Origin of the sequence: Nostoc cf. commune SO-36, from assembly GCF_023734775.1 — a bacterium.
In the GTDB taxonomy this organism is placed as follows: Bacteria; Cyanobacteriota; Cyanobacteriia; order Cyanobacteriales; family Nostocaceae; genus Nostoc; species Nostoc commune_A.
The window spans coordinates 6,587,468-6,610,911 of sequence record NZ_AP025732.1; the positions used below are offsets into that span (position 1 = coordinate 6,587,468).

Annotated in this window: 22 protein-coding genes and 2 pseudogenes; 8 read left to right on the plus strand and 16 right to left on the minus strand. The window is 39.3% G+C overall.

Annotated elements, in window-relative coordinates:
* Positions 1 to 215: 215 nt before the first annotated feature.
* The 3 genes and pseudogenes from ANSO36C_RS29665 to ANSO36C_RS29675 form a co-directional block, all read right to left on the minus strand.
* Positions 216 to 788, minus strand: coding sequence for a type IV pilin-like G/H family protein (locus ANSO36C_RS29665; protein ID WP_251957674.1), 573 nt, complete (start codon positions 786 to 788; stop codon positions 216 to 218).
* A gap of 699 nt (positions 789 to 1,487) precedes the next feature.
* Positions 1,488 to 2,177 carry a dethiobiotin synthase gene (gene bioD / locus ANSO36C_RS29670; protein ID WP_251957675.1) on the minus strand — a complete coding sequence of 230 codons (690 nt, stop codon included), beginning with the start codon at positions 2,175 to 2,177 and terminating at the stop codon, positions 1,488 to 1,490.
* Positions 2,177 to 3,926, minus strand: a pseudogene (locus ANSO36C_RS29675) (protein kinase domain-containing protein). Before ANSO36C_RS29675 ends, bioD begins: the two are co-directional and overlap by 1 nt.
* A 929-nt stretch (positions 3,927 to 4,855) precedes the next feature.
* On the opposite strand from ANSO36C_RS29675, the gene ANSO36C_RS29680 reads away from it, so the two are divergent.
* Entirely contained in the window at positions 4,856 to 5,872 is a 1,017-nt protein-coding gene (locus ANSO36C_RS29680) for a ribose-phosphate pyrophosphokinase (protein WP_251957676.1), read from the plus strand.
* A 327-nt stretch (positions 5,873 to 6,199) separates the two neighbouring features.
* On the opposite strand, the gene ANSO36C_RS29685 is transcribed toward ANSO36C_RS29680, so the two are convergent.
* From ANSO36C_RS29685 to ANSO36C_RS29710, 8 genes are all read right to left on the minus strand, one after another.
* On the minus strand, positions 6,200 to 9,820 hold the full coding sequence (locus tag ANSO36C_RS29685; RefSeq protein ID WP_251957677.1) for a response regulator: 3,621 nt from the start codon (positions 9,818 to 9,820) through the stop codon (positions 6,200 to 6,202).
* 399 nt (positions 9,821 to 10,219) lie between these two features.
* Positions 10,220 to 11,131: a hypothetical protein gene (locus ANSO36C_RS29690; RefSeq protein ID WP_251957678.1), complete on the minus strand. Its 912-nt coding sequence runs from the start codon at positions 11,129 to 11,131 to the stop codon at positions 10,220 to 10,222.
* A gap of 48 nt (positions 11,132 to 11,179) precedes the next feature.
* The gene (locus ANSO36C_RS29695) at positions 11,180 to 11,458 is read right to left on the minus strand and encodes a GlsB/YeaQ/YmgE family stress response membrane protein (RefSeq protein ID WP_251957679.1); all 279 of its coding nucleotides are present in this window, start codon (positions 11,456 to 11,458) and stop codon (positions 11,180 to 11,182) included.
* Between the two features lie 411 nt (positions 11,459 to 11,869).
* On the minus strand, positions 11,870 to 12,640 hold the full coding sequence (locus tag ANSO36C_RS29700; protein ID WP_251957680.1) for a hypothetical protein: 771 nt from the start codon (positions 12,638 to 12,640) through the stop codon (positions 11,870 to 11,872).
* Positions 12,641 to 13,099: 459 nt separating this feature from the next.
* A complete protein-coding gene (locus tag ANSO36C_RS29705) occupies positions 13,100 to 14,959 on the minus strand; it encodes an ATP-binding protein (RefSeq protein WP_410174658.1) in 1,860 nt (619 codons plus the stop codon).
* A 109-nt stretch (positions 14,960 to 15,068) separates the two neighbouring features.
* The gene (locus ANSO36C_RS35230; protein ID WP_410174659.1) at positions 15,069 to 15,212 is read right to left on the minus strand and encodes a hypothetical protein; all 144 of its coding nucleotides are present in this window, start codon (positions 15,210 to 15,212) and stop codon (positions 15,069 to 15,071) included.
* A gap of 64 nt (positions 15,213 to 15,276) precedes the next feature.
* Positions 15,277 to 15,714 carry a GAF domain-containing protein gene (locus tag ANSO36C_RS35235; RefSeq protein WP_410174660.1) on the minus strand — a complete coding sequence of 146 codons (438 nt, stop codon included), beginning with the start codon at positions 15,712 to 15,714 and terminating at the stop codon, positions 15,277 to 15,279.
* A 746-nt stretch (positions 15,715 to 16,460) separates the two neighbouring features.
* On the minus strand, positions 16,461 to 16,931 hold the full coding sequence (locus ANSO36C_RS29710) for an NADAR family protein (protein WP_251957681.1): 471 nt from the start codon (positions 16,929 to 16,931) through the stop codon (positions 16,461 to 16,463).
* A 542-nt stretch (positions 16,932 to 17,473) separates the two neighbouring features.
* Between ANSO36C_RS29710 and ANSO36C_RS29715 the strand changes: the two genes are divergently transcribed.
* On the plus strand, positions 17,474 to 17,614 hold the full coding sequence (locus tag ANSO36C_RS29715) for a hypothetical protein (protein ID WP_251960497.1): 141 nt from the start codon (positions 17,474 to 17,476) through the stop codon (positions 17,612 to 17,614).
* On the opposite strand, the gene ANSO36C_RS29720 is transcribed toward ANSO36C_RS29715, so the two are convergent.
* Positions 17,611 to 17,763: a hypothetical protein gene (locus ANSO36C_RS29720; protein WP_251957682.1), complete on the minus strand. Its 153-nt coding sequence runs from the start codon at positions 17,761 to 17,763 to the stop codon at positions 17,611 to 17,613. The two genes, ANSO36C_RS29715 and ANSO36C_RS29720, sit on opposite strands and share 4 nt — an antisense overlap.
* A 6-nt stretch (positions 17,764 to 17,769) precedes the next feature.
* On the opposite strand from ANSO36C_RS29720, the gene ANSO36C_RS29725 reads away from it, so the two are divergent.
* The 3 genes from ANSO36C_RS29725 (at position 17,770) to ANSO36C_RS29735 (ending at position 18,856) form a co-directional block, all read left to right on the plus strand.
* Entirely contained in the window at positions 17,770 to 17,991 is a 222-nt protein-coding gene (locus tag ANSO36C_RS29725) for a hypothetical protein (protein ID WP_251957683.1), read from the plus strand.
* Position 17,992: 1 nt separating this feature from the next.
* Positions 17,993 to 18,304 carry a helix-turn-helix domain-containing protein gene (locus tag ANSO36C_RS29730; protein WP_251957684.1) on the plus strand — a complete coding sequence of 104 codons (312 nt, stop codon included), beginning with the start codon at positions 17,993 to 17,995 and terminating at the stop codon, positions 18,302 to 18,304.
* Positions 18,305 to 18,370: 66 nt separating this feature from the next.
* Positions 18,371 to 18,856, plus strand: coding sequence for an IS630 family transposase (locus tag ANSO36C_RS29735; protein WP_251960477.1), 486 nt, complete (start codon positions 18,371 to 18,373; stop codon positions 18,854 to 18,856).
* 55 nt (positions 18,857 to 18,911) lie between these two features.
* Here ANSO36C_RS29735 and ANSO36C_RS29740 read toward each other — a convergent pair whose 3' ends face one another.
* Genes ANSO36C_RS29740 through ANSO36C_RS29750 form a run of 3 tightly spaced genes read right to left on the minus strand, consistent with a single transcriptional unit; the run spans position 18,912 to position 22,252 of the window.
* Entirely contained in the window at positions 18,912 to 19,769 is an 858-nt protein-coding gene (locus ANSO36C_RS29740; protein WP_251957685.1) for a hypothetical protein, read from the minus strand.
* Positions 19,770 to 19,772: 3 nt separating this feature from the next.
* On the minus strand, positions 19,773 to 21,137 hold the full coding sequence (locus ANSO36C_RS29745; protein WP_251957686.1) for a DUF3696 domain-containing protein: 1,365 nt from the start codon (positions 21,135 to 21,137) through the stop codon (positions 19,773 to 19,775).
* Positions 21,137 to 22,252: a DUF262 domain-containing protein gene (locus tag ANSO36C_RS29750; RefSeq protein ID WP_251957687.1), complete on the minus strand. Its 1,116-nt coding sequence runs from the start codon at positions 22,250 to 22,252 to the stop codon at positions 21,137 to 21,139. The genes ANSO36C_RS29745 and ANSO36C_RS29750 overlap by 1 nt, the downstream gene beginning before the upstream one ends.
* 371 nt (positions 22,253 to 22,623) lie before the next feature.
* On the opposite strand from ANSO36C_RS29750, the gene ANSO36C_RS29755 reads away from it, so the two are divergent.
* The 3 genes from ANSO36C_RS29755 to ANSO36C_RS29760 are packed head-to-tail and all read left to right on the plus strand — an operon-like array spanning position 22,624 to position 23,310.
* Entirely contained in the window at positions 22,624 to 22,893 is a 270-nt protein-coding gene (locus ANSO36C_RS29755; RefSeq protein WP_251957688.1) for a hypothetical protein, read from the plus strand.
* Complete coding sequence (locus ANSO36C_RS34590; RefSeq protein WP_323374536.1) at positions 22,863 to 23,039, plus strand: HNH endonuclease; 177 nt, start codon at positions 22,863 to 22,865, stop codon at positions 23,037 to 23,039. The genes ANSO36C_RS29755 and ANSO36C_RS34590 overlap by 31 nt, the downstream gene beginning before the upstream one ends.
* Positions 22,999 to 23,310: a hypothetical protein gene (locus ANSO36C_RS29760; protein WP_323374537.1), complete on the plus strand. Its 312-nt coding sequence runs from the start codon at positions 22,999 to 23,001 to the stop codon at positions 23,308 to 23,310. The genes ANSO36C_RS34590 and ANSO36C_RS29760 overlap by 41 nt, the downstream gene beginning before the upstream one ends.
* Here the strand turns inward: ANSO36C_RS29760 and ANSO36C_RS29765 are convergent.
* Positions 23,308 to 23,441, minus strand: a pseudogene (locus ANSO36C_RS29765) (ISAzo13 family transposase); the annotation flags it as partial. The gene ANSO36C_RS29760 and the pseudogene ANSO36C_RS29765 sit on opposite strands and share 3 nt — an antisense overlap.
* Positions 23,442 to 23,444 lie beyond the last annotated feature (3 nt).

A 23,444-nucleotide genomic window follows, 5' to 3' on the forward strand; every position in this document is an offset into this window, starting at 1 on the left:
GGATAAAATAGAAATACTCCCTGTCTCAATTAATAATACCCATTTAATAAGCAAAGTAATAAAATGGGTAATATTATGGAGTTCAGGGAGTATTTGACGATTATCTCAATAAATAAAAGTGGACAGATAATTCTATCCACTTATGCCTAGTACCTAACTCAACTGAAGAAATTGATTGAAGCGTTGAGTAGTTACTTGATGAGTGCATAAACTATTTACTTAGCTAAAGACGTATATCCATCGTGACATTTTGTAGCAGTACCATCTACTGGAATCTCAGTGGCAGTATATGATTCAGACCCTGTTTTTGCGGCTGTATTATTTCCAGGGAGTTCAGATTCACATAATAAAGCTACAGTTGTTGCTTCGCTTGTAGATTCAACAGTTGTCACCCCTACGCCACCAAGGTAAACTTTGAGAGGACTTAAAGCTGTTTTAAGCTGTGCGAAATTGGTCACTATAGTCGAGCTAGCGTCCCTAATACCGTACTCATAATTTTCAGTTTGTGTTTTGACTCCAAGACCTAACTTACCAAAATCATCTTGTGTAGCAAACTTATTATTTTCTAAATAGTAAGCTTGTTGCGCTCTGTTCATTGCACCGATAGTTGTTTTTGCTTCAACTTGTTTCGCTTTATTAGCTTGGTTCAAGAAAGAAGGTAGAGCAATAGCTGACAGAATACCAATGATGATAATAACAACCAACAATTCGATTAAGGTGAAACCTTCTTCGTTTTTCTTTTTGTTAAGAATGTGTTGGAGAAACTTTGCTTTCAATTCGGTTTTCATAAGTGTTTTCCCTGGTGTAGGAAGTGGTTGTGTGTTCTAGATGTAACTTACCCTCTTGCGTTTGGTTTGATATCACCCCACCAAAAAATTTTTGACTAAAAAATATAGCGTTTCTGTTTTGGATGTAATGCGCCCCTACCAAATCCCTATATTCCACATAATTGAAAACAACTAAATCTCGTCTACCTTGATAACTGTAGTTTTTCGCCAAGAGACTGAGATTGCTTCCTTAAAGGTTGTTTGAAAAGTGTTTTGCTGTGACTTTACGCACTTTTAGATCCGCGCTGGCTCTCCTTAAAAAGGCTACGGGTATACACAAGTCTTCTAGAGTTGCAGCCAGAGCCTTTTGATCCCCCCAACCCCCCTTAAAAAGGGGGGCAAAAAGCAAAAGCTCTCAAAGTCCCCCTTTTTAAGGGGGATTTAGGGGGATCTAAAACTTTTGATACCGACAATAGGACTTTTCAAACATCCTTTTATACCATTTCACTTTAATAATCATACAAATATGCTGGTAAGGGCATGGCAATGCCATGCCCCTACAAGAAATCTATATGTATCAGGATTTTCATAAATTGGTATAAAACCCAACAAAGCCTTGATAATGTTGGGTTTCGTTCCTCAACCCAACCTACACCAGTTTTATTTTTTAGCCTTAACTGAACCGTATTGATCTAAAAAGGGCATCGAAGAAATGCTAGTTTAATCGTTCCGAAATATTAGGGTTTCCCAATCTAAATCTGATGCTATTTGAGCAAATTTATCTAAGTCAGTCAGGTTATCTAAATAAGGTAAGCAGCCTAAAACTGGCGTGTTAGTAAGTGATTGAATCAATTGATATGGTGTCCAATCGGCTATTTCTGCATCGGTGCGGGGTTGAACGCAGTTTAAAACAATGCCTTTGAGATTCACGCGCGATTGTCTAGCTAATGCTACATTTGCCACTGCTTGAGCGATCGCTCCTAATCTCACTGGCACTACCAATACTGTTGGTAATCGCCATTCTCCTGCTAAATCAGCTACCGTCAATTCTTCGGTTATTGGCGAACCTAACCCGCCCAAAGCTTCTACAAGCACAAAATCACGTTGCGATCGCAATTTAGATAAAGCTTGCCACACAAGAGCTAAATCTACTTGGCGATTTTCTTTTGCTGCGGCGATGGGAGGCGCTAAAGGTGCTTGAAAATACAAAGGCGTAATCTCTTCAGCAGATTGTTCTAGCGCAAATAGGTTTTGATACCACTCGCGATCGCCAATCCCTGATTGAATCGGTTTCATGATTCCCCAGCTACGCTGCGGGTAATATTTTTGCCAATAGGCCGCTAATGCTGTTGTTAAAACAGTTTTACCAGCTTCGGTATCAGTTCCAGTAATCAGTAGTGTATTTAACATTAATTTCTCTGACCAGAAAATGGTTGTGTTTCATCAACTGGCGGAAAAGTTGGCGTTTCACCAGTAGTCGGAAGTGGGCTAGGTGTCTCTGTCGGAATTGGTAGGGGTGTCTCTGTCGGTATTGGAAGGGGCGTCTCTGTTGGAATTGGGATAGGTGTTTCTGTGGGAATTGGAATAGGTGTCTCTGTGGGAATTGGGATAGGTGTTTCTGTCGGAATTGGTAAGGGCGTCTCTGTCGGTGTTGGTTTGACTGGTTTTTCTAATGCAACATTGAGGTTGTAATCGCTTTCGGCAACTTCTGAAACCAGGGTTAACTCAATAGTATATCTACCAGTAACCAGCAACGTATCTTGGTATGATGTTACTTGTTGACTTTTATTATCAATTGGTTGTTGATTAGGAGGAGTTAAAATTGTTAGCAAAACGCTGCTTCCTGGGTCAATAAACGCAGTTAACTTGTCACCTTCCTCCCCTAAAAAAGTGTACCGGATTATTTGATTTGTTTTGAGAGTATCTTTAACTGTGGCTGTGTTATTTGCTCCCAGATCGAGGCGCTTTACTAGATACAACAGGTTGATCGCTGGTGGGTGTGGGCGTGGATGTAAATGTAGTTCCACCAGAAATTACTGGGGAAGGGAAATTTTGCGGAAGTGTTTCATTTGGTGTTTTTGACTGGCTGCGGATAGAACTGACTAGTGCCCAAGAACCGAATCCCGCGACGATCACGACAGCAATACCAATTGCTGCGATCGCTAAGGGATTATCTAAGAGTGAACTAGTGGGTTCTGGGGGAATCACGGGATCGGGTTGTTTCTTCTTGGGCGAAGCGGCTGCTGGTGGTACTGAGTCAGGACGGCGGCCAACAGCTATTGTCTGCAAGTTAGACGTATTCAAGGGCGGAAGACTGACTTGCTCTGAAACTTGTAGTGCTTGAGACACACTAGCAGCACTTTGATAGCGATCGCTCGGTATATGATTCAACATTCGATTCAACACCATAGCAAATCGCGGACTCACTTTTGCCCATCGTTGCCAATTCCAAGTTAGCTGGTTTTCATCAAATAGATCCCTTGGTTCTTTACCAGTCAGCAAAACAATTGCACTTACTGCTAACGCATACAAATCACTGCTAGGGTAAGCTCCCCCTGCTTGCATTTGTTCACTGGGAGAATAACCTAATTTTCCCACAGTGGTTTCTGGCATTGTACTCTCTGGCGATCGTAAACGCGTCGCCAGTTCCTTTACCACCCCAAAGTCAATCAACACAGGTTTAGCATCACTATCTCGCAAAATAATATTTTCTGGTGAGATATCTCGGTGAATAATCCCTCGACTGTGAATATGCTCTAAAACAGGCAGCAACAACTGTATTAGCCGCAATACTTCAGCCTCTGTGAAAGTTTGACCCAAAGCTTGACGTTCAGCCAACAGAGTTCGGTACGTTTGACCCGCAACGTAGTCCTCCACCAAAAATAAGCGTTGGTCTTGCTCAAATCTTTCCCGGAATTTAGGCACTTGTGAGTGTTCAATTTGATACAAAATGGCAGCTTCTCGGTGAAAAAGCTCTTGTGCTTTCTCCCAAGCCAAAGGCGAACTTGCTGTTGAAATCAGTTCCTTGATCGCGCAAAGTTCGTTAAACCGCCTCTGGTCTTCTGCCAAATAGGTTCTACCAAATCCTCCTTCTCCGAGAATTTGAATTATACGGTAACGGTTTTGCAAGACAGTGCCAACTGTAATGGGTGGTTGCATCATCGATTAATTGAGTGTATTAGCAACTGAGGAGGAAGTCACCCACAAAGATTAAGTCCAAGAGGCAACACAGTTATATGCAGCGATATTTTACCTTACCTAATGGGTATACCCCCAGTTAGGAGTATACGCAAAGTTAGGCTTCCAGCATCTTATGCAACTCTCTTAACTGTCCACAGTAATCTTGGCTGCGTGGGGCGCGGCACATCAACAAAGAGGTAAAAAACAGGTGTAACTGCTATCAGCCCTGCATCAGAACCCATACAAATAGAGAGTTTGTTAACCAGTGATTTGATGTAGGAATTTATTATATTAATTAAAACTAAACCTCATCTAAGTTGAGAACCATAATTTTCGCCCTCACCCTAAATCCCTCTCCCATATCTGGGAGAGGGACTTTGAAATTCTAGCTCCCCTTCTCCCAGATATGGGAGAAGGGATTGGGGGATGAGGGCAAATCCTTTTCATCAGAGAAGAACTACAGGTTTCAAGATAGATGTGGTTTAAAAATTAAATCTGCCAGTTTATTTATTTCCTGCTAGTATCATAGAATATAATTAGATACCCCCTTAACACTTAGCCACAAGTGTTCTCCTGTCTAAAAATAAACTTCAATATTACTTAAGTGGTCAATGCTTTACTGTCAGTCATAAATGAGGTAGTTAGAAAAAGCAATCTATCACACCAATCTTTGAGCGATTGGAGTTATTTACCTCATCTCAAAAAAATTGAACTGTAGACCTAGTGTACGGGCTTAATGTCCGTTAAGCTATCAATAGTTTGCCTATCAAAAAAAATTAGACAGTTAGCGAATGATAATTTTATAGGAAAATGTTTAAATTTTGTATGGAAGCTTCAATAAAACTCACAAATGTTTTTTTAGGCGATTTCTCGGTTAAATCTATCAAATCTCTAATGATAATATTGCTATGAATGCACATAGAGGATCTGCTGTGCTCAGTTCTGCAACTTTCAAAGTGCAAACATCTGCAACGGGACTGACCGATAATCATCGTCTGCGGCTGTTTTCTGGCTCTGCCAACATACAACTGTCTCAAGAAGTCGCTCGTTATGTGGGCATGGACTTAGGGCCAATGATTCGCAAAAGATTTGCGGATGGAGAACTTTATGTTCAAATCCAAGAATCAATTCGGGGTTGCGATGTCTATTTAATCCAGCCATGCTGTCAACCCGTCAATGACCATTTAATGGAATTATTGATTATGGTTGACGCTTGTCGTCGGGCTTCTGCACGACAGGTAACGGCAGTAATTCCTTACTATGGTTATGCCCGCGCCGATCGCAAAACGGCAGGACGAGAGTCAATAACCGCCAAGCTGGTTGCTAACTTGATTACTGAAGCTGGGGCCAATCGCGTTCTAGCAATGGATTTACACTCGGCTCAGATTCAAGGCTATTTCGATATACCCTTTGACCATGTTTACGGTTCACCAGTATTACTAGATTATCTAGCAAGCAAACAACTGCCCGATCTTGTGGTTGTTTCCCCCGACGTTGGTGGTGTAGCAAGAGCGAGGGCATTTGCGAAAAAACTGGGTGATGCTCCACTGGCGATTATCGACAAACGTCGTCACGCCCATAATGTTGCAGAGGTGTTAAATATCATCGGCGATGTTAAAGGCAAAACGGCAGTATTAGTGGATGACATGATCGACACCGGGGGCACAATCGCCGAAGGAGCGCGATTACTGCGTGAAGAAGGAGCGCGTCAGGTATACGCCTGTGCAACTCATGCTGTGTTCTCTCCACCTGCAATGGAGCGATTGTCTAGTGGCTTGTTTGAAGAAGTCATTGTTACAAATACCATTCCCATACCAGAAAACAACCGTTTTCCCCAACTAGTGGTGCTGTCAGTAGCTAATCTGTTAGGAGAAACTATCTGGCGGATTCATGAAGATACTTCAGTAAGTAGTATGTTCCGCTAGTCAATACAAGACTATCATTCGTCTTATAGATTTAAATTACCCACACTGACCCTTGATTGGGCAAAGTGTGGGTTTTTAGTTGCCCTAAAATTTATCTGCCTGAGATTACAACACAAACAGTTCGATCTTCCAAGCTGGTTTTCTCCCCCTGCCTCTAGGGTGTTGACTCTGTGCCTTTTTAGAAGTTAACAAATCATGCAAAATATGTGTAGTCATTACGAGCTTTGCGAAGCAATCCCAGAGATTTTGCGATTGCTTCGCAAAGCTCGCAATGACACAAGAGAGATTTTGCCCACAGCCTCCCCTGCCTCCCCTGCTCCCCCTCCCTCACCGATACAGCCAAACCCGGAGTAGTGAAAGCAGTTGTTCAGTATCTACAGGTTTGGTGATGTAGTCAGAGGCTCCAGCTTCGATGCACTTTTCCTTGTCACCTGGCATGGCTTTGGCGGTTAAAGCAATGATTGGTAGTGAGCGAAACTGTTGCTGTTGGCGGATGGCGCGGGTGGTTTCGTAACCGTCCATTTCCGGCATCATGATATCCATCAAAACTATATTAATCTCAGGATGAGTTTGCAACTTCTCTATGCCATCTCTGCCATTTTCGGCAAATAGCACTTGCATTTGATAGCTTTCTAAAAAGCTGGTAATGGCAAAAATATTGCGGAGATCATCATCTACAATCAAAATTTTCCGATTAGCTAGTACCGGATCAGTTTGATGTAGTTGCTCAAGCATTTGGCGCTTTGGTGGGGGCAAGTTTGCTTGTACCCGATGTAAAAACAGGGCAGTTTCGTCTAATAACCGCTCTGGCGATCGCACATTTTTAATGATAATTGTTTCTGCTAGTCCCCGCAGTTGGGTTTCTTCTTGGCGGCTGAGTTCTTTGCCGGTGTAAACGATGATCGGCAATTTTAAAAGTCTGGGTTCAAGCTTTATCTGTTCAATTAGTGTAAATCCGCTCATATCGGGTAGACCGAGATCCAACACCATACAATCAAAGTGATGCGATCGCAAAATCGACAAGGCTTCTGCTCCCGTACCCACTGCTGTACTCTGGACATCGCCGTTACCGATAAGTTCGATAATACTTTGGGCTTGTACGGGATCATCTTCTACGATGAGAAGATTTTTTACCTGACGCTCAATAAAGCCTTTAATTTCAGTTAATACCTGAGTTAGTGCTTCTGGAGAAACGGGTTTTTGTAGATAGGTAATCGCTCCTAAGTTTAATCCCCGTTGCTGTCTTTCATCAACAGAAAGGATGTGTACTGGTATATGTCTGGTATCTGGCTTATGCTTCAAACGATCCAGCACTGTCCAACCATCCATCTCTGGTATATGGATATCTAACATAATCGCATCGGGTTTAAACTGTTGTGCGAGTGCTAGACCTTGTTTACTATGTAAGGCGACGATGGTTTTAAAGCCTTGCTCACGAGCCATATCTAGTAAAATACGGGCGAATTTATCGTCATCCTCGATAATTAGTAAAATGCGATCGCCTGGTTGAATTATTTCTCGATCATCTGGAATTTCGATCGGGGAGATAGTGAGTATTTTCCCACTGTGTGAAGTATCTATCACATTTGTATTTTCCACCATCGGCACTTCTTTTATGGTCGATGCTGTGCGGATGGAGGTGGTTGGCTCAAGGGATGCCTTGGGGAGAATATTTTTACTATTCTTTTCCTGTCGCCTGGGCAAGTACAGGATGAAGGTGCTTCCCTGTCCTGGTTGGCTGACTAGTTCAATTCTCCCTCCTAACAGTTGAGCCAATTCCCGGCTGATGGACAAGCCCAAACCAGTCCCCCCGTACTTGCGGCTAGTTGTGCCATCTGCCTGTTGAAATGCCTCGAAAATAATCTTCTGTTTTTCGACAGGAATGCCAATACCTGTATCGCTGACGGCAAAAGCAATCATCGGATTATCAGCTTCGGCTGCTTCAGATGCTATATTAATTTTTAACTTCACGCCTCCCTGTTCTGTAAATTTAAAGGCGTTAGCTAAGAGATTTTTCAGCACTTGTTGCAGACGTTTGGAGTCGTTATAAATTGTTGGGGGCAACTTCTCATCACGTTCAATAACGAAACTGAGTTCTTTATTGTGGGCAAGTTGCCGAAAAGTCTGCTCTAGAGATGTCTCCAAATCTGCAAAATCAATTTGCTCGATATCAAGCAACATCGTACCCGACTCAATTTTAGCCAAATCTAGAATGTCATTAATCAACTCCAGCAAATCAGTCCCGGCTGAGTAAATAGTCCGGCTGTACTCTACTTGTTTGTCGGTCAAATTGTTTAGAGAATTATCTGCTAGCAACCTCGCTAAAATTAACAGGCTATTTAGCGGAGTCCGTAGCTCGTGGGACATATTTGCCAGAAATTCTGATTTATATTTAGAAGACAAAGCCAGTTGTTCGGCTTTTTCTTCAAAAGACTGCCTTGCCCGCTCAACTTCTTGATTTTTGCGAGCAACTTCCTGATTTTGGATTTCTAACAATTCTGCCTTTTCTTCTAGCTCCTCATTGAGTTGTTGTAATTCTTCGTTAGACTGCTTGACAAGAAATTGTGATTCCTCCAACTCGTTCGCCTGTTCTTCTAGGCGTTGATTACTTTGTTGTAGTTCTGCTGTTAAAGCGACAGACTCTTCAAGTAGTTGCTGAGTTTGGAATTGTGAGGCGATGTTATTTAAAAATACACCGAGAATTTCACTCAATTGCTCTAAAAATGTCAGATGCAGAGGGCTGAAAGGCGCAAAAGAGGCAAGTTCAATTACGGCATTCACCTCTGTCTCAAACAGTACAGGCAAGACAATAATATTGAGCGGTGGCGCTTCTCCCAAGCCGGAACTGATGTGGATATAATCATTAGGAACTTTTGTAAGGAGGATTCTTTTTTTTTCTAGGGCGCATTGCCCTACCAGTCCCTCACCCAACCGAAACTGATTTGCTACGTTTTTCCGTTCTTTATAAGCATAACTATTGAACAACTTCAGCGTCGGCTGGTTGTCTATAGACTCCATCACATAAAAAACGCCCTGCGATGCCCCAACCAGTGGTGCTAAATTGGACAAGATCAGGCTAGATACACTTTCTAGATTTCGCTGCCCTTGAAGCATCTGGCTAAATTCAGCCAAGTTAGACTTTAGCCAGTTTTGCTCGTCATTTTTTTTAGTTGTGTTTCGCAGATTAACGATCATCTGGTTGAAAGTGCGCGTCAACACACCAATTTCATCTTGGCGATCGCTATCTGGTAAACTCACCGATAAATCTCCATCCGCCATTTTTTCTGCTAAATCAGAAACTTGCTTCAGGGGTACTGAGATATGTCTGGTAAGAGCGAATCCGATCAAAGCTAAGATCAAAGAAAATAAGGGAATACTATAGACAATTGTAGCGATCGTTTGCCGAGCAGCTGCTTGTGCTTTCTTAGAACGCTGTTGCAGAAGTATATTCTCCTCAGCTTTCATCGCCTGGATAATTTTCTGGATCTTATCCATCAATTGCTTACCCTGATCTGTCAGGATAGCTTTCTGAGCAAGTTCCAAGTTTTGGGTTTCGCGTAGCTTGATGACATCTTTCATTACAGCCATTCTCTGTCTTAGCAGTGGCTGCAAAATATCAAGTTGATTTTGTTGATTGGGGTTATCTTCTGTTAACCTCTGAAGTTCCCTAAATTTTTGATTTAGTACTTGAATGGCGGCGTTATAAGGTTCTAAATAGCGCTGTTCTCCAGTAATAATGTAACCGTGTTGTCCAGTCTCAGCATTTGTCAGTTGCAAGTTGAGTTCTTCAAGCTCACTTAACACCTGATAGGTATGGTTTTCTTTGCGGGAAGTTTCAATTAAATCATTGGTGCTTTGGTAGGAGATTAGACCAATAGTGGCCAGAGTTGCCAAACTCAGGGCAAAACTTATTCCAATCTTGCTTCCAATCTTCAAACGGTTCAACATTATTCCAGGCAGGTATTCAAATTATTTCTGTTTGTGAGATTATTATGATTATGTTTTAACTATCCAAAATCAATCTGGCAACTGTCTAGTTTTTTCACACGCCAGATATTACCAGTTGTATTTTATATATTTTTATAAATGTAACATTATTCTAAATAAATATAATATATATGTTTTGTCATTGCGACTGAAACATTCGCAATGACATCTTATATTTAATCATGCCTATCTAATTAAATCAGTTGGCGTAAATCAATTAAAGTTTGTAGTAATGATTTTAGCCCTGAAAATCCTTGTTTTGAGCGATTTATTGTTCAAAACAAGGATTGTATTTTTTATTAAGACACAATTATACAAATGGTAAATGTAAGGTCAAATTAACATGAACTTGAGGTTTAACTAAAAACTTGTAGTAATCTGGCGATCGCTTATAGCGGTATCAAGTTCAGATGGGCTATAAATACTAAAATGTTGAATCTTGTTACTCTCTAAAATAGCTCTTGCACCTGCTATGTAGATATCAGTGCCTTTTAAAACTACTAAGTAACGATCAAGATTTAGATGATGCTTATAATATCTGGCTAGCTCATCAGAGATTCCTAAATTAGTGTAGTTATCTTGAAACCCACTAATATCGACCTCAAAAATATCACTTAGATTGCTTGTATTTTTAGCAATCATCGATACTTGGCTCATTGGAAAGCCCGCGGTTGTAAGTTCAGCAAGCGCTCTTTTTGCATCTTGGCATGAATAAAAAATACCAAGTGCGTGTTTGTAACGACTATTTGGAGTCGAGTATGGCTCATAAACATCCCACTGGTGAATATTACGGCCATTAATAATCTTTTTAACAAGGCGAATTTCTGTGTCTATGCCAGTTACTATCACTAGATAGTAACCTTTACAGACGAGATCGCTGTAACCTTGTACTTGCCTTTCAGAAATTCCCAAATTTAGCAGCAAAGTAGGCAAACTACTTGCTAAAGTGGTAGCGATCGCTGTTGCTTCTACCCCGGCTAGAATGACTTGGCCTATACCGGGGATTACCCAAAGGGCTAAATTGGTCAATAAGCCAGTAAAAGCGCCTAAATCAGCATTCTTAACGGCTCCAACAGCATCTTCTGAGGATATATTGCCAGTGTATTCTTTAACTTCAACACTAGCAATATTACTTTGTTCTTCTGCATTCCGTGCAATTACAGAAACTTTGTGCATTGGAAAATTAGAAGCTTTTAGATCCTGAAGTACCACTTGTGCATCGGAACACTTAGCGAAAACTCCTATAGTTCTTCGCTCTTTTTCTAATGTCATTTTATCAGTTTACTGCACCTAGAAGTGATTCCCAAGAGTGTGAGGTAATTACGCGGCTCGACGGGTGACTAAACCCCAAATGAAAATCAGTATCATAGCGCCAATTACAGCAAACAAAATGCTTCCAAAGGATAAAGCTCCTACGGATGCGCCTGCTGCGGCACTACTTCCAAGCAATAATTGGCCCAAATAACCCCCGAATACTGCTCCCAGGATTCCTAATATAATCGTGGAGAGAATACCGCCGCCTTGGGTTCCTGGATAAAATAACTTAGCTAGCGCACCTGCAATTAAACCTAAAACCAACCAAGCAATAATGTTACCCATAATATTTCTCCTTCCTTCGTGAGAACGTGGTTTGTTTTTTCATTGACTTTTCTATATTAAAGTTTGTCTATAAAACTTCTGATCTATCTAGAGAACTAATATCAAAAATCTTTAGATATTATTTTAATATTCACTAGGTTATCTTTGAGAACGCCACAGATGGCCAACTTCCTAGAGGATGTTTGTCAAGTCTACCGTTGTATCGAGATTTTCCCGAACAAGCCTTACAAAAGGGGAGGGTATAATCCTTTTCAATTCCTCCTTTTTGAAGAGGATTTGGCAATATCTTAAGTTTTCCATACCTCAGCTACCACCTTTTAAACATCCTCTTAAATAAGCGGGGAATCTTGTTTCTTGCGAAGGATTGAGAAGCGTTATGGTTCAATATTTTGGAAAGTAATCTTATTTCGTTCAAAAAAACAATTTGAATCGTGCTAGCTGGTTTTCAAGGGTTCCTGTCAGGATTTTATTTAGTTCTGTGGTGTCTTGGAATTGCAAAATTTGCTGTGTAGGTAAGTCAAAAGGGAATTGACCTTCAATGTCTGGACGTTGCATTTGCGCTAAGAGAATTTGTTCAGACCGTTTACTTTGGATGGCATAGCCAATCTCAATGCAAACATTCGGACTAGGAATTAATTGCGGAGTTTCTTTACCATCAATACTAGCAATGGGCGTGGTGTCGGCTATAAATAACAAACTCCTACGAATTTTTCGCATAATTGTGCGGTTAATTCGTACAGTAGCGCCGCTAGGACGAGAGGATTCTACTAATGTTAAAGGAAGACGCGATCGCAAGTTTAAATTTTCCAAACTTTTTCGCAATTCTTCCCTGAGAACATAAGTCGCTGCGGCATACTCAGTTTGATAAGACAAAAAAATCGTTGGTTCTAACTGAGCCAACAGCGCCTGCTTGGTAAAATAAATTTCATGACTGATTAAGTCAATGTTAGCGACACAATAGCCACCACTGCCTTCAATATAAAATTCAATATTTTCCCCTTCTAGATAACGCCCAAACCAAATTGATTTCTTAACTTCCTCGCTTTCTTCCAAAAAGTCTGCTCGCAATGCCGATCTCAGCAGGCTTTTTTTGCTTAAGCGAATGTCTGGCGGACGTTTTTCCAGTTCTGGAATCGGCTCGTAATCCTGTAGATACCACGCTCTCAGCGCAATAATTGACATAAGGCGCTATTTTAATTGTTTTTCAATATTTAGCTTAGTATAATTTAAGACCAAGAGCAGTCTTTTTTGAAGACTTATCTCTAAACACAACAACACCCAAACCTCTACTCGCTGAACTATCTCCTCTCCTTCTTCATCCTAATTAGGGATGTAGTAACTTTCATCACTTCTGTAAACAAGTATGAAAATCAGTTACAGCGCCCTCTAACCTTCCATATTTGAGGAAATAGCAGTTTTCGCGTTGGGTGTTGCTGTGTTTTCACGAGACAGATGTAAGTTAAACAGCGTCTTTTACCTCTTACTACATTCCAAACGCAGTTGTTATATCTGCCAGGGAAGCTTGCTTTTATAGCTTCAATTATTAAATTATCACTTGTGGATGCAAGGGATTTTTTTTGCAACCAAACTTTACTTTTTGATGATTTTTAACCCAAGTAGCACAGTTGTGCAAACTTACTTTTATTGAACTATTTTTTCTGGAGGCTTGATGGGAATCTCAATCCAGAACTCTGTACCTTTCCCAGGTTCGGAAATGCACTCCATTATTCCCCCATGTTTTTCAACAATAATTTGATAGCTGATTGCTAGCCCTAATCCTGTACCTTTGCCCACAGGTTTGGTAGTGTAAAACGGGTCAAAAATTCGCTTTCTAACCTCTTCAGTCATTCCAGGCCCATTGTCACTAATACGAATCAACAGATAAGAGTTGTCTGCTGAGACTTTAGTGGAAATGTGAATAGTGGGGATTGGGCATTGAAAAGAGGCAGAGGGGCGGGGTGCATGGGGCAGAGGGGAAAACTCTGCTCCCATTCGGCTACGCTCACGCCAAGCCTGCTCCCTTGCTTCTTCTTCAATCCCCATTTCCAGAGCATCTATGGCATTGCTGAAAATATTCATAAATACCTGATTCATTTGACCGGCATAACATTCTACCCGTGGGATGTTGCCATAGTCTTTGATTACCTCAATGCGGGGAAATTCAGCATTTCCTTTGAGGCGATGTTGCAAAATTAGTAAAGTATTGTCAATGCCTTCATGTACATCAACACGCTTGTTTTCAGCCTCATCCAAGCGAGAAAAATTGCGTAACGACAAGACTATTGAGCGGATGCGATCGCTTCCTACTTGCATTGATATCATGATTTTTGGGAGGTCTTCTACCAAAAATTCAAAATCGATCGCTTCGATGGCGGCGCTAATTTCACTATGAGGATGGGGATAGTGTAATTGATAGAGACGTAAAATTTCTAGGAGTTGTTCGGTGTAGTCGCTGGCATGGCACAGATTACCGTAGATAAAGTTAATGGGGTTATTGATTTCGTGGGCAACACCTGCTACTAACTGTCCTAAGCCAGACATTTTTTCGGTCTGAATCAATCTTGTCTGTGTTTCTTGGAGTTGATGTAGGGCATGCTCTAACTGAGCAGCTTGATTTCTGGCTTCGATTTCGGCATTACAGGTTTGTTCGTAGAGTTGTGCTTGTTGAATAGCGATCGCCGCCTGAACTCCTAACTGTTGCAATAAATTAATCTCTGCATCCTGCCAATTTCTAGGAGCTTCACACTCATGAGCAATTATTAAGCCCCATAGTTCCAAACCTATATTAATCGGAACTATTAAGTTTGCTTGCACTTGCAGGCTCTGCAAAAACTCTCGATGACAATCGCTTAAAGAAGCCGTTGCAATGTTATTAATTGCCCTGACTCTGCCCTGAAAATATGGACGCGTATACTCATCCGGAAAGCATTCTGGTGGTGCATTCACTCCCAAAACTGACTGCCAATTGCCATTCATCTCTTCTACAATCACCGATTTACTCTTCAACTCAAAAATCAGCACTCGGTCTGAATTTAGCAGGGGGCGGACTTCCCGAACAATAGATTGCAGGGTTGTCTGCAAGTCTAATGTGCGGCGGATATGCTCTGTAACTTGCTTGAGTACTTTGGTAAATAGTAATGATTTTTCGAGTTCAGCAGTTTGCTCTTGCACCCGCAGTTCTAGGTTGGCATTCATGGCTTGTACCTGTCTATACATTTGCTGCTGCTGAATTGCCATTGAGAAATGCTCGTACAAGGCTTGCGCCAATAAGATATCTTCCGGTTTCCACTCAGGTGCTTGCCCTTTTTTTTGCTCTTGCCATACATCAAAGGAAAGCTGGGGTAACAATTGTCGCCGATTTTGTTCGCATCGTCCCGCCCACAAGATTTTTGTTTCAAATTCAGAGCGAAAAATAGTTAATACACCGATAAATTCTTCGCGGTAATGTAGGGGAATTACCATGAGTCCACGAATTTGAGTAGAACGGAACGCTACAGCCAAAACTCGCAAATGTGGTTCTTTATAGAGGTCAGAGGTTGTCCAATATTACCTTGTTGACACTCAGTCATCCAGCTTTTCCATAAGGGATGCTGTTCAATAATACTGTTATCTAATTCATAAGGGAGTGTCGGTTGGTTGCCCCAGTGTATAGTTCCCCAGTCTGTTCAACGTAAAGTCTGCCACCCACGCCAGCAAAGGCAGTAATAACTTCTTCTAGCGCTCCCTGCAATTGGATTGTCGGCAGTTTATGCAATAGTGTGGTGACTCGGTTAATAGTCGCTTCTCGCTCTTGCTTGGCGCGGACTGTAGTGAGTAGATTACTTTGAGCGAGTCGCGATCGCTACCTGGTCAGCAACTTGCTGTAATACATTCACTTCTCGCTTCAAAATCTCTCGCGGTTCAGTTTGGTGAGATACCAACAATCCCCACAATTTAGGCTTTGCTGATTGTTCATGTGGGTCGTAATGTAAAATTGGCACTACCAATGAAGACTGCACACCCATTGCCTTTAGGTATTGAATATGGCATGGGTCTACTTGTCGATAATAGATATTAGTTTTTAGACGCTTGCCAGTTTCTTTTGAATGTAGAGGCGATAGCCCGATCTTCTCGTTTGCCACATCCACAATCGAACGTTGCCCAGCTAACAAAAACATATCTCTGGCGGCTTCTGGAATATCATGAACTGGGAAGCGCAGCCCTAATAAGGATGGCAGACGTTGTTCATCAATAGATTCAGCAAATGACTTCACCATTACCATCAGCATCAAAGCGATACACACTTTACCCGATCTGCACCCAAAAATACACGCACTTCGCTAACGGTAGTCGTTAATATCTCTTGAAGGTCGAGCGAGTCGCCTAATCTTTTTTAATCATCCGGTGCAGTAAACTTTTTCGGTCTAAGTTTTGCTGCAACCCATTTGGTTTTCGGTAAGTGCCATTGCCTATATACACCATGACTGAAGTATAATTTTTTATATAAAATTGCCCACGATCATAATTTTCAATTTACAATGCCTTGATTTTCATCCAATTTCAAGGAATTCTTGCTAAAAATGCGTTGCCAGGGCCGTACATCTATTGCAAATATTTTTGGAAATGGATTAGAGGATATTTGAAAAGTGTCAGATATTATGCTTCATCCCCGTAGTTCTTCTAAAGTGGATTTAAGCAGATATCAAACTGCTATATTATTAAAGGCTTTTCAAGTCTCATCTCAAGTCTAAAGTTAAAGAAATTTTAATCATTGACATCTAGTTTTAATTTTATATTCTCAATCATTAAACTATTCCAGTAATTTTACTTAAATTAGGGCTTTAATAATTTCGTTAAATTAATAATATTTTTTCCTATTTTTGCTCATTAATTTAATAAATTAAGATTTCTGCAAATCAATAACTAAATTATTAGTAATTTTTTTAAATATTTTTGACTGGGGAATTTTACTATTCCCCGTTTAATTGTTAACTTTATGTTGAATGTAACTATTTTGATTAAATTATTCGTAAATTACCGCTAAAGATAGTAAATTACGGATTTCTTCACGCACACTCATGAGGGTTTTACCGAGATGGTTAAGACCTGCTTTATTAGCACCACAGCCCCAAAAAGAATCGGTTGGGGAGTTTTCAACTAAAATCTCATCACCCGTCATCAGGAGAACTTCTCTAATATCAGCATGAGTGAGAAACTTTTTGAGTACAGCTTCTCGCATAATTTGAGTTTTGACTAAATTCCAGTCTCGACGGAGTTGGCGAGTGCTACATCTTCCCAAACTTGCAGCCTCTTCTGGGGTAGGAGCGGCATGAATAAGGGGTATAATTGCCGCATCTGCACTGTCTACAAACTTTTGTGCTTGATAATAATGCTCAACCGTTGGCCAGTAAGTACCCTCGATGTGGATTCCGTGGAGAGAAAAGTTAGAAAAACAGCCATAAGGCTGCCAAACCTTATAAAAGTAAATGGTCATTTGAAAATTGCTCTTTTATATATCAACTTAACTCTAGCTGAGTAGGTAAAGCCTTAACAAACTCCCTAGACGTAAGCTTAAACATAAACTGTCAGACTTTAGATATCTGATGAAATTAAATATGCGTTATCCAGAACTCTAGTAGAGAGACGTAGTTGTGCTACGTCTCTACATTTCTTTTCACTATCTCTCTTCAGCAGAGTAAGTAAACTACCTATACTGACGCTTCGCGTACAGTGTAGGCTTTTAGTAGCCCTGAACTATCTACACTGAGTTTACAGCACAAACAGTTCGAGCCTCTGGGCGAGTTTACAAGATTCGCCCCAATAGTAGCAATAATTAAAGTCAGTGAAGGAGTTACCCCCTCCACTGCTCTCCAAAACGGAACGTGATAGTTTCCCATCATTCCGCTCCTCAGTAAAACGGCTGTTGTCATCAGAACGTCGTTGCCAACATATAGTTTTCCCCGTTAATTTACGAGTAACTTTATTCCCAAATTATTAGCAGCAACTTCTCAAAAACGCCACCAAATTTATCGCACTTTGCTAAAAGTTATTGCTCACAAAGCTGTGAGCGATCGCCCCGGCAGAAGTGAACCACGAGTCCGTAAACGTCGCCCGAAAGCTTATCCCTTAATGACCAAACCCCGGCACGAATTACGAAAGCAGTTGCAAACTGCTTAATCCACAAGAGTTTCGGCTTTTCTTAGTGCCATTCGTTGCTGATGCAATGGCTGATGTGCGGTTAGCCGAAAGACATAGTGAATTAAAACAAGCAAGCGAGCGATCGCCTCCGCAAAGTCCTGTCCTCTGAGGGAATTTTGGTAACGCATCCGGTGATGACTGCAATTAACGCACGAGTTTTGCGTCCTGGAAGTACCCCGGAAACCGATAAACTACTGCTGGATTTGATTCGTTTGTGGCATCAGGAAGAAGCGCGTTTAGGTATTGAAATTGATGCGCGGGTGTTTGCCTATGTCGCCAGCAACGATGACAAGTTAGATCAGGCGGCAAAGAGCGCATTGTATTTTATTAAGCTATCAAGGCAAAACAATTCCTGAATTGATAGAACTTTTTCAAGTAAACAGAGTTACTGTATATAACTGGATGAACGATTGGGAAGATAAAAGATTATTAGGATTATATAATCAAAAAGGAAGGGGGAGGAAACCAACTTTTAATGAAGAACAAAAGCAAAAAATAAAAGAATGGGTAAAACTCTTCCCAAAAGATTTAAAAAAAGTATTGGCAAAAATTAGGGAAGAATGGGGAATAATAGTTAGTAAAGATACAGTAAAACGGATATTAAAAAGTTTGACCATGACCTGGAGAAGATTTAAAAGGGGATTAGCCGGAGAACTAGACCCCTTATAATACAAGGAAAAATAGTTAGTACTTACCAAACTAAAAGAACAAGAAAAACGTGGTGAAATTGATTTAATATATTTAGATGAAAGCGGGTTTTGTTTAACGCCTTACGTACCTTATGGATGGCAAGAAAAAGGAGAAAATATTACCATCAACAGTAGTCGAAGCCGTAGACTAAATGTACTTGGTTTAATGAATATTCATCAAGAATTAGATGCCTATATATTTGAAGGCAGAATTACAAGTGAAGTAGTTATATCCTGTCTTGATAAATTTGCAGAAAATATCTACATAAAAACGGTGGTGGTTATGGATAAGGCATCAGTTCATAGAAGCAAAAAAATCCAGGATAAAATCAGCAAATGGAAGCAGAAAAATTTAGAAATATTTTTGTTACCATCCTATTCTCCACAACTGAACTTAATAGAAATTCTCTGGCGATTTATGAAATATGAATGGATAGAAATAGATGCTTACTCTAGTTTGCAGAATTTAGTTAACTATGTTGAAAAAGTCATTCGAGAATTTGGAAAAGAATATACAATTAATTTTGCATAGGTACTTAGAAGCTATGTAGTGATATTAAAGTGAATAGCTGAGGAGCAAGTATTTATCAGCATAAATCAATAGTTTTGTCTTTATCTTTTTTAGCAGTATCAATATTACCTTGCAAGTCAGCTTCTCCAATATGAAATCCTCTTTTATCAAAAACTTCTAAGTGAGCAGCTTTACCCTCATGTAAATTGTCTAGATACCAATACCGTGATGTCGTTAATTCACAGTAAACAAATCTTCCATCATACCTAAATGAGGTTTTTCTAAATCTTATCGTATCTCGTAAAATTGTTTGTTCATCTCTTGGAGGTTCAGTAACATCTAAAGAATATTCTAGTAAGCTTAGATTTAATTTATTTTCTAACCAATATTCCAGTGCTGGTTTACTATCAACACCATCTATACATATCTCATTGTCTTCAATATTATTTTTAATGACTGTAATTAAACAACAGTTAACAATATCTGGGTGAGTGATTTGAAAACTAGAATTAATAAAATTAACTAACAGATATTCTTTATTACTATTTTGACTTTTTCGTTCAGCTACTTCTGCCAAAGAAGTATCACAAACATTTTTATAATCATTGTCAATAGTTAAGCAATCAAATAAGTCTTCTGAAGAATGCAACTTCTCTCTACGCCATTCTTTGGGATTTGACTTATTGAATACGACATTAATAAAAGCAGTTCTTAAGGATTTATCTTTCAGCTGGTTAAGACTAGCATTGAAACTAAATCCTTTGATTGCTTCATAATTAGCATATATCTTGCTATCTTCTTTATAAAGTTCTTTATCTTTAATTTTTTGATTAATTAATTCAAAAATCGAATTAAAAATTTTTATAGCATCCCGGAATTCTGCCTCTGTTATAAACTGTCCTTCTAGGGATACTTCGTTAATAAATATTTCCATTACTTACATTCCAAAAAGCCGAGAGAAATCTTTATCCATTTGGTCAAAAAATCCTTCTGGCCATTCTTCAATTCCTCCGTTTGGCTGGACGGGGATTTGCACTACTGGCTGCTCTGGATTTTGCTGAAAATATAATATCCTTAAATCGTCTGGAGTGACAATTGTATCAAGAACAGCTATCCGCAGAGCATTCAAGATGTGGTCGCTGTGTGATTCAATAAAAACTTGTACACCACAACTGCTAACTCTAGCTAAAAATTGAGCTAATCGGGATTGCGCTCTTGGATGCAAATGTGCTTCTGGATTTTCTACGATTAATATTTCACCTGGTTGAGCAATCAATCCTGAAACAACAATTGGCAAAATACAATGGTATCCAAACCCAACATTAGCTGGTTTAAAACGCTCTTTTGAATTACTCGTATTAAATAAAAGTTCGAGTATATTACTGTCAGAACTAGGAATTTCGACCTTTGCTCCATTGAAAATTTCATTAAGCCATTCTTCTGTTTGAGTATATAAAGTCTTGGCATCTTGACCTAGACATAACTTTTCATTGATTAAATCATCTCTCTTTTTATAGAGTAAGTTAACTGTAAATTCTCCTTTTGCTCCTACATTTGGAAATTTGTTCAAAGTAGCTTTAGGATAAAATTCTTGCGGGCCTAAACGGTCTGCTGAAATGTAATGTATCTTGTAAAAGTACAGAGATTTATGCAACGAATATACATCCAATCTGAGGCTGTATTTTTCTGGGGTTTTAAAATCATATCCCTCACCATAGAAAGGTAATAAATTAAGAAGACGACAAGATCCTGTTCGTTCCGGTACTAGCCCTGGTAATTCACCTTGGTTTCCTTCATCAAAATCAAATCTATTTAGATTCAAAATATTTGAATCTTTAATCTTTTTGTATACTCCTTCAAATCCATAATCAGATTTTTTTCTATTAAAATTTATGATCCCTTGATCAGAAAAAGTAATATTGCTTATCTGAGCTACCATATCATCTTCAAAATTTTCCTCAAAATCATATTCTGCATACCCGTGAAGTTTGAGATTATCTTCTTGATTAGGATTCAGAATATGTTTATCTTCATAATGGTAGATAAATTTGATTGATTCATTTCTGGAAATACTAGTGTTTTTAATATCTGTAAAGCTACCTAAGTTTACACAACTACCATTTAATACAACTTGAGACGCACTATCATTATGCTCAATAGATTGCCTCATTAATAGCAAAGACTGAAGAAGCGTAGACTTACCACATCCATTTATTCCTGTTAACAGTGTTATTTGACCTAATAGGAAAGATGTTTTTTCTTTAAAAACTTTAAAATTTTTTAATTCTATTTGTGTAATCATTAAATATTCCCTAAAACTTCTTGTGCAAGTTTAAATCTAGTAATTACTTTAGCTTTACTACTCGTAGCATATCTTATAGCATCAATATATTCTGGATTTTGTAGTAACTTATCAAAGTTGTGCTGAATATTCATTTTATGGTTTTGTAAAAAATTATTACTGTTAATTGAGAAAAAATAAGAAACAGATTCAAAAATAGCAATATTTATTCTTCCTCTCCTTTCTGCTGCTGGTAAACGGAAGTTTCTTCGTCCAAAAAATTCAAAACTTAAATTCATAACTCTCAAAAAATCATTTTTTAAAAGTTCTATCTTATCATCTTTCATCAGATTAATTTCTTTCATCGCCTTTTCCACGAAATCGCTTAATTCACCTGGATATTCTGTTTCATAATCAAAAATTTTAAATGCTAAGTAGCGCAAAATAACTTCTCTATCTTTCATCCTTCTAGGGGATATTCCATAATCAATAGCTCTTTTGAAATAGTCTTTTTCTGATAACTCTTTGAGGAGTCTAGTCGATTTTCCCGAAAAAATGCAATTTCGGACTTCTTGACGCTCAAGATTTGTTCCACCCGTATTAATTCTATTAAAAATATCGTAAACAACTTTGGCTGGTACAGAAGGTCTAATAATGTATATATAAAGTTTTTTATCTTCTATTCTTGTTTGATAGTCACCTGGCAACTCTTTAAGTTCTGAAAAATTATATCCATTTAAATCTGTTAAAGCTTCTAAGCCTGTTAAGTTAAATCCATCATTAACAAATTCGTGTAAGGTCGATGTTCTTTGTAACCCGTCTACAATAATATACTTACCTTCTACAGTTTGATTAACATACAAAGGGGGTAATGGAAAGTTAAGGATTACTGATTCAATAAATTTACTTTTCTTTTGTGGTGTCCAAACTAGATTACGTTGAAAATCAGGATCAATTATCAGCTTATTATTATTATATTTTCTCATTAACTCGAAAACTGTTTGGGGGTCTTCTCTAATGTCAATATCTGCTGTGGTTGGGTCATAAGGATACAACCCCCCATTATCACTTCTATCTTCTTCAACAGTATCTTCATCTTTTTCAATTACATCACTATCTTGTACTTCAATATCCATTTATCTTTACTCCTTTTGCTGACTGATATAAGCGATATTGTTGGGACTTGCAGTGGATTTTAAAGCACCTGATAATTTAATTATGACATCTCCTAGCCACTCAGAATGTCCTCTACATCCACTACAGCCTAAGCTAAACTTTTGCCAAATCTCCAACTTACTCTAAACAATCTTCGCCGCTTAACTCAGCAACCGTAGTCAGTGCGTGTGGCTCGTTTTTCCCTGAATATCTAGTATGCTCGTTATCGATAACATAGGTAAAAGTTATTATACGTAGAATTATCTGAAAATTACTCGATTGCACTCCTCCACACCGTTATAATCATTGATTAATTGAGGCACAATAGAACCAAAGGCACTGTGAACACACAATGACTACTCAATTGATGGTTCAACCCTCATCCTTAATATCTTCTGGTATCAGGATGAGCGAATTCGGTGATATTTATCTTTTTAAATTTACCGATGAGCTACAGTCTCGCTTTGAAGAACTGTTGCAGAAGAAAAAAGCTGATGCGCTCACTCCTGAAGAAGAAGCTGAATATGTAGGCATTTCCGAACTTGAGCGAATATTTACCTTGATTAACGCTCAACTAGCAGCCAAAAGTAAATGGTGTCCGAACAAACTCGAAGACTTGTAAGAAAACGAGCTGAATATCTCTGCGAATACTGTCACTCTCCAGAATACTTGAGTTCAGACCGTTTTACCATTGACCATATCATGCCGCAGTCTTTGGGTGGCTCTGATGAATTGGATAATTTGGCTGTCTTCTTGTCATCGCTGTAATGAGCGTCACTATAATTTTACAGTAGGTACTGATCCCAACACTCAAAAACAAGTCCCTCTATTTCATCCCCGTCAGCAACAATGGTCTGAGCATTTTATCTGGACAAAAGACGGGACAAAAATTGTAGGTACAACTTCTACAGGGAGAGCTACTAGCTATCGCTTTGACTTCAATGATGAACGTCGGGATGAGCCTTCGATTCAAGTTGCTCGTCGCTTTTGGGTAGAAGCGGGTTGGCATCCACCCCAGTCAGATCCACGTCAAGAATAAAATTAGACGTAAAACACTCTTATCTTCATCTGCGGCTTTGTTTACTATGTCTAATTGCTCAAAAATTGCATCAGTCTGTGGAATTTTTTTTGAGGTTGAACTTTCTTGACCCTTCTGAGCTTGTAACCTAATTG

Excerpts from the sequence above, each read along its gene's own strand:
- ANSO36C_RS29680 (WP_251957676.1), top strand. The coding sequence starts at position 4,856 with ATGAATGCACATAGAGGATCTGCTGTGCTCAGTTCTGCAACTTTCAAA.
- ANSO36C_RS29725 (WP_251957683.1), top strand. The coding sequence starts at position 17,770 with ATGACTGCAATTAACGCACGAGTTTTGCGTCCTGGAAGTACCCCGGAA.
- ANSO36C_RS29740 (WP_251957685.1), bottom strand. The coding sequence starts at position 19,769 with ATGGAAATATTTATTAACGAAGTATCCCTAGAAGGACAGTTTATAACA.
- ANSO36C_RS29690 (WP_251957678.1), bottom strand. The coding sequence starts at position 11,131 with ATGACATTAGAAAAAGAGCGAAGAACTATAGGAGTTTTCGCTAAGTGT.
- ANSO36C_RS29760 (WP_323374537.1), top strand. The coding sequence starts at position 22,999 with ATGAATTGGATAATTTGGCTGTCTTCTTGTCATCGCTGTAATGAGCGT.
- bioD (WP_251957675.1), bottom strand. The coding sequence starts at position 2,177 with ATGTTAAATACACTACTGATTACTGGAACTGATACCGAAGCTGGTAAA.
- ANSO36C_RS29700 (WP_251957680.1), bottom strand. The coding sequence starts at position 12,640 with ATGTCAATTATTGCGCTGAGAGCGTGGTATCTACAGGATTACGAGCCG.
- ANSO36C_RS29745 (WP_251957686.1), bottom strand. The coding sequence starts at position 21,137 with ATGATTACACAAATAGAATTAAAAAATTTTAAAGTTTTTAAAGAAAAA.
- ANSO36C_RS29685 (WP_251957677.1), bottom strand. The coding sequence starts at position 9,820 with ATGTTGAACCGTTTGAAGATTGGAAGCAAGATTGGAATAAGTTTTGCC.
- ANSO36C_RS29720 (WP_251957682.1), bottom strand. The coding sequence starts at position 17,763 with ATGCGTTACCAAAATTCCCTCAGAGGACAGGACTTTGCGGAGGCGATC.
- ANSO36C_RS29665 (WP_251957674.1), bottom strand. The coding sequence starts at position 788 with ATGAAAACCGAATTGAAAGCAAAGTTTCTCCAACACATTCTTAACAAA.
- ANSO36C_RS29755 (WP_251957688.1), top strand. The coding sequence starts at position 22,624 with ATGACTACTCAATTGATGGTTCAACCCTCATCCTTAATATCTTCTGGT.
- ANSO36C_RS29695 (WP_251957679.1), bottom strand. The coding sequence starts at position 11,458 with ATGGGTAACATTATTGCTTGGTTGGTTTTAGGTTTAATTGCAGGTGCG.
- ANSO36C_RS29710 (WP_251957681.1), bottom strand. The coding sequence starts at position 16,931 with ATGACCATTTACTTTTATAAGGTTTGGCAGCCTTATGGCTGTTTTTCT.
- ANSO36C_RS29750 (WP_251957687.1), bottom strand. The coding sequence starts at position 22,252 with ATGGATATTGAAGTACAAGATAGTGATGTAATTGAAAAAGATGAAGAT.
- ANSO36C_RS35235 (WP_410174660.1), bottom strand. The coding sequence starts at position 15,714 with ATGGTGAAGTCATTTGCTGAATCTATTGATGAACAACGTCTGCCATCC.
- ANSO36C_RS34590 (WP_323374536.1), top strand. The coding sequence starts at position 22,863 with ATGGTGTCCGAACAAACTCGAAGACTTGTAAGAAAACGAGCTGAATAT.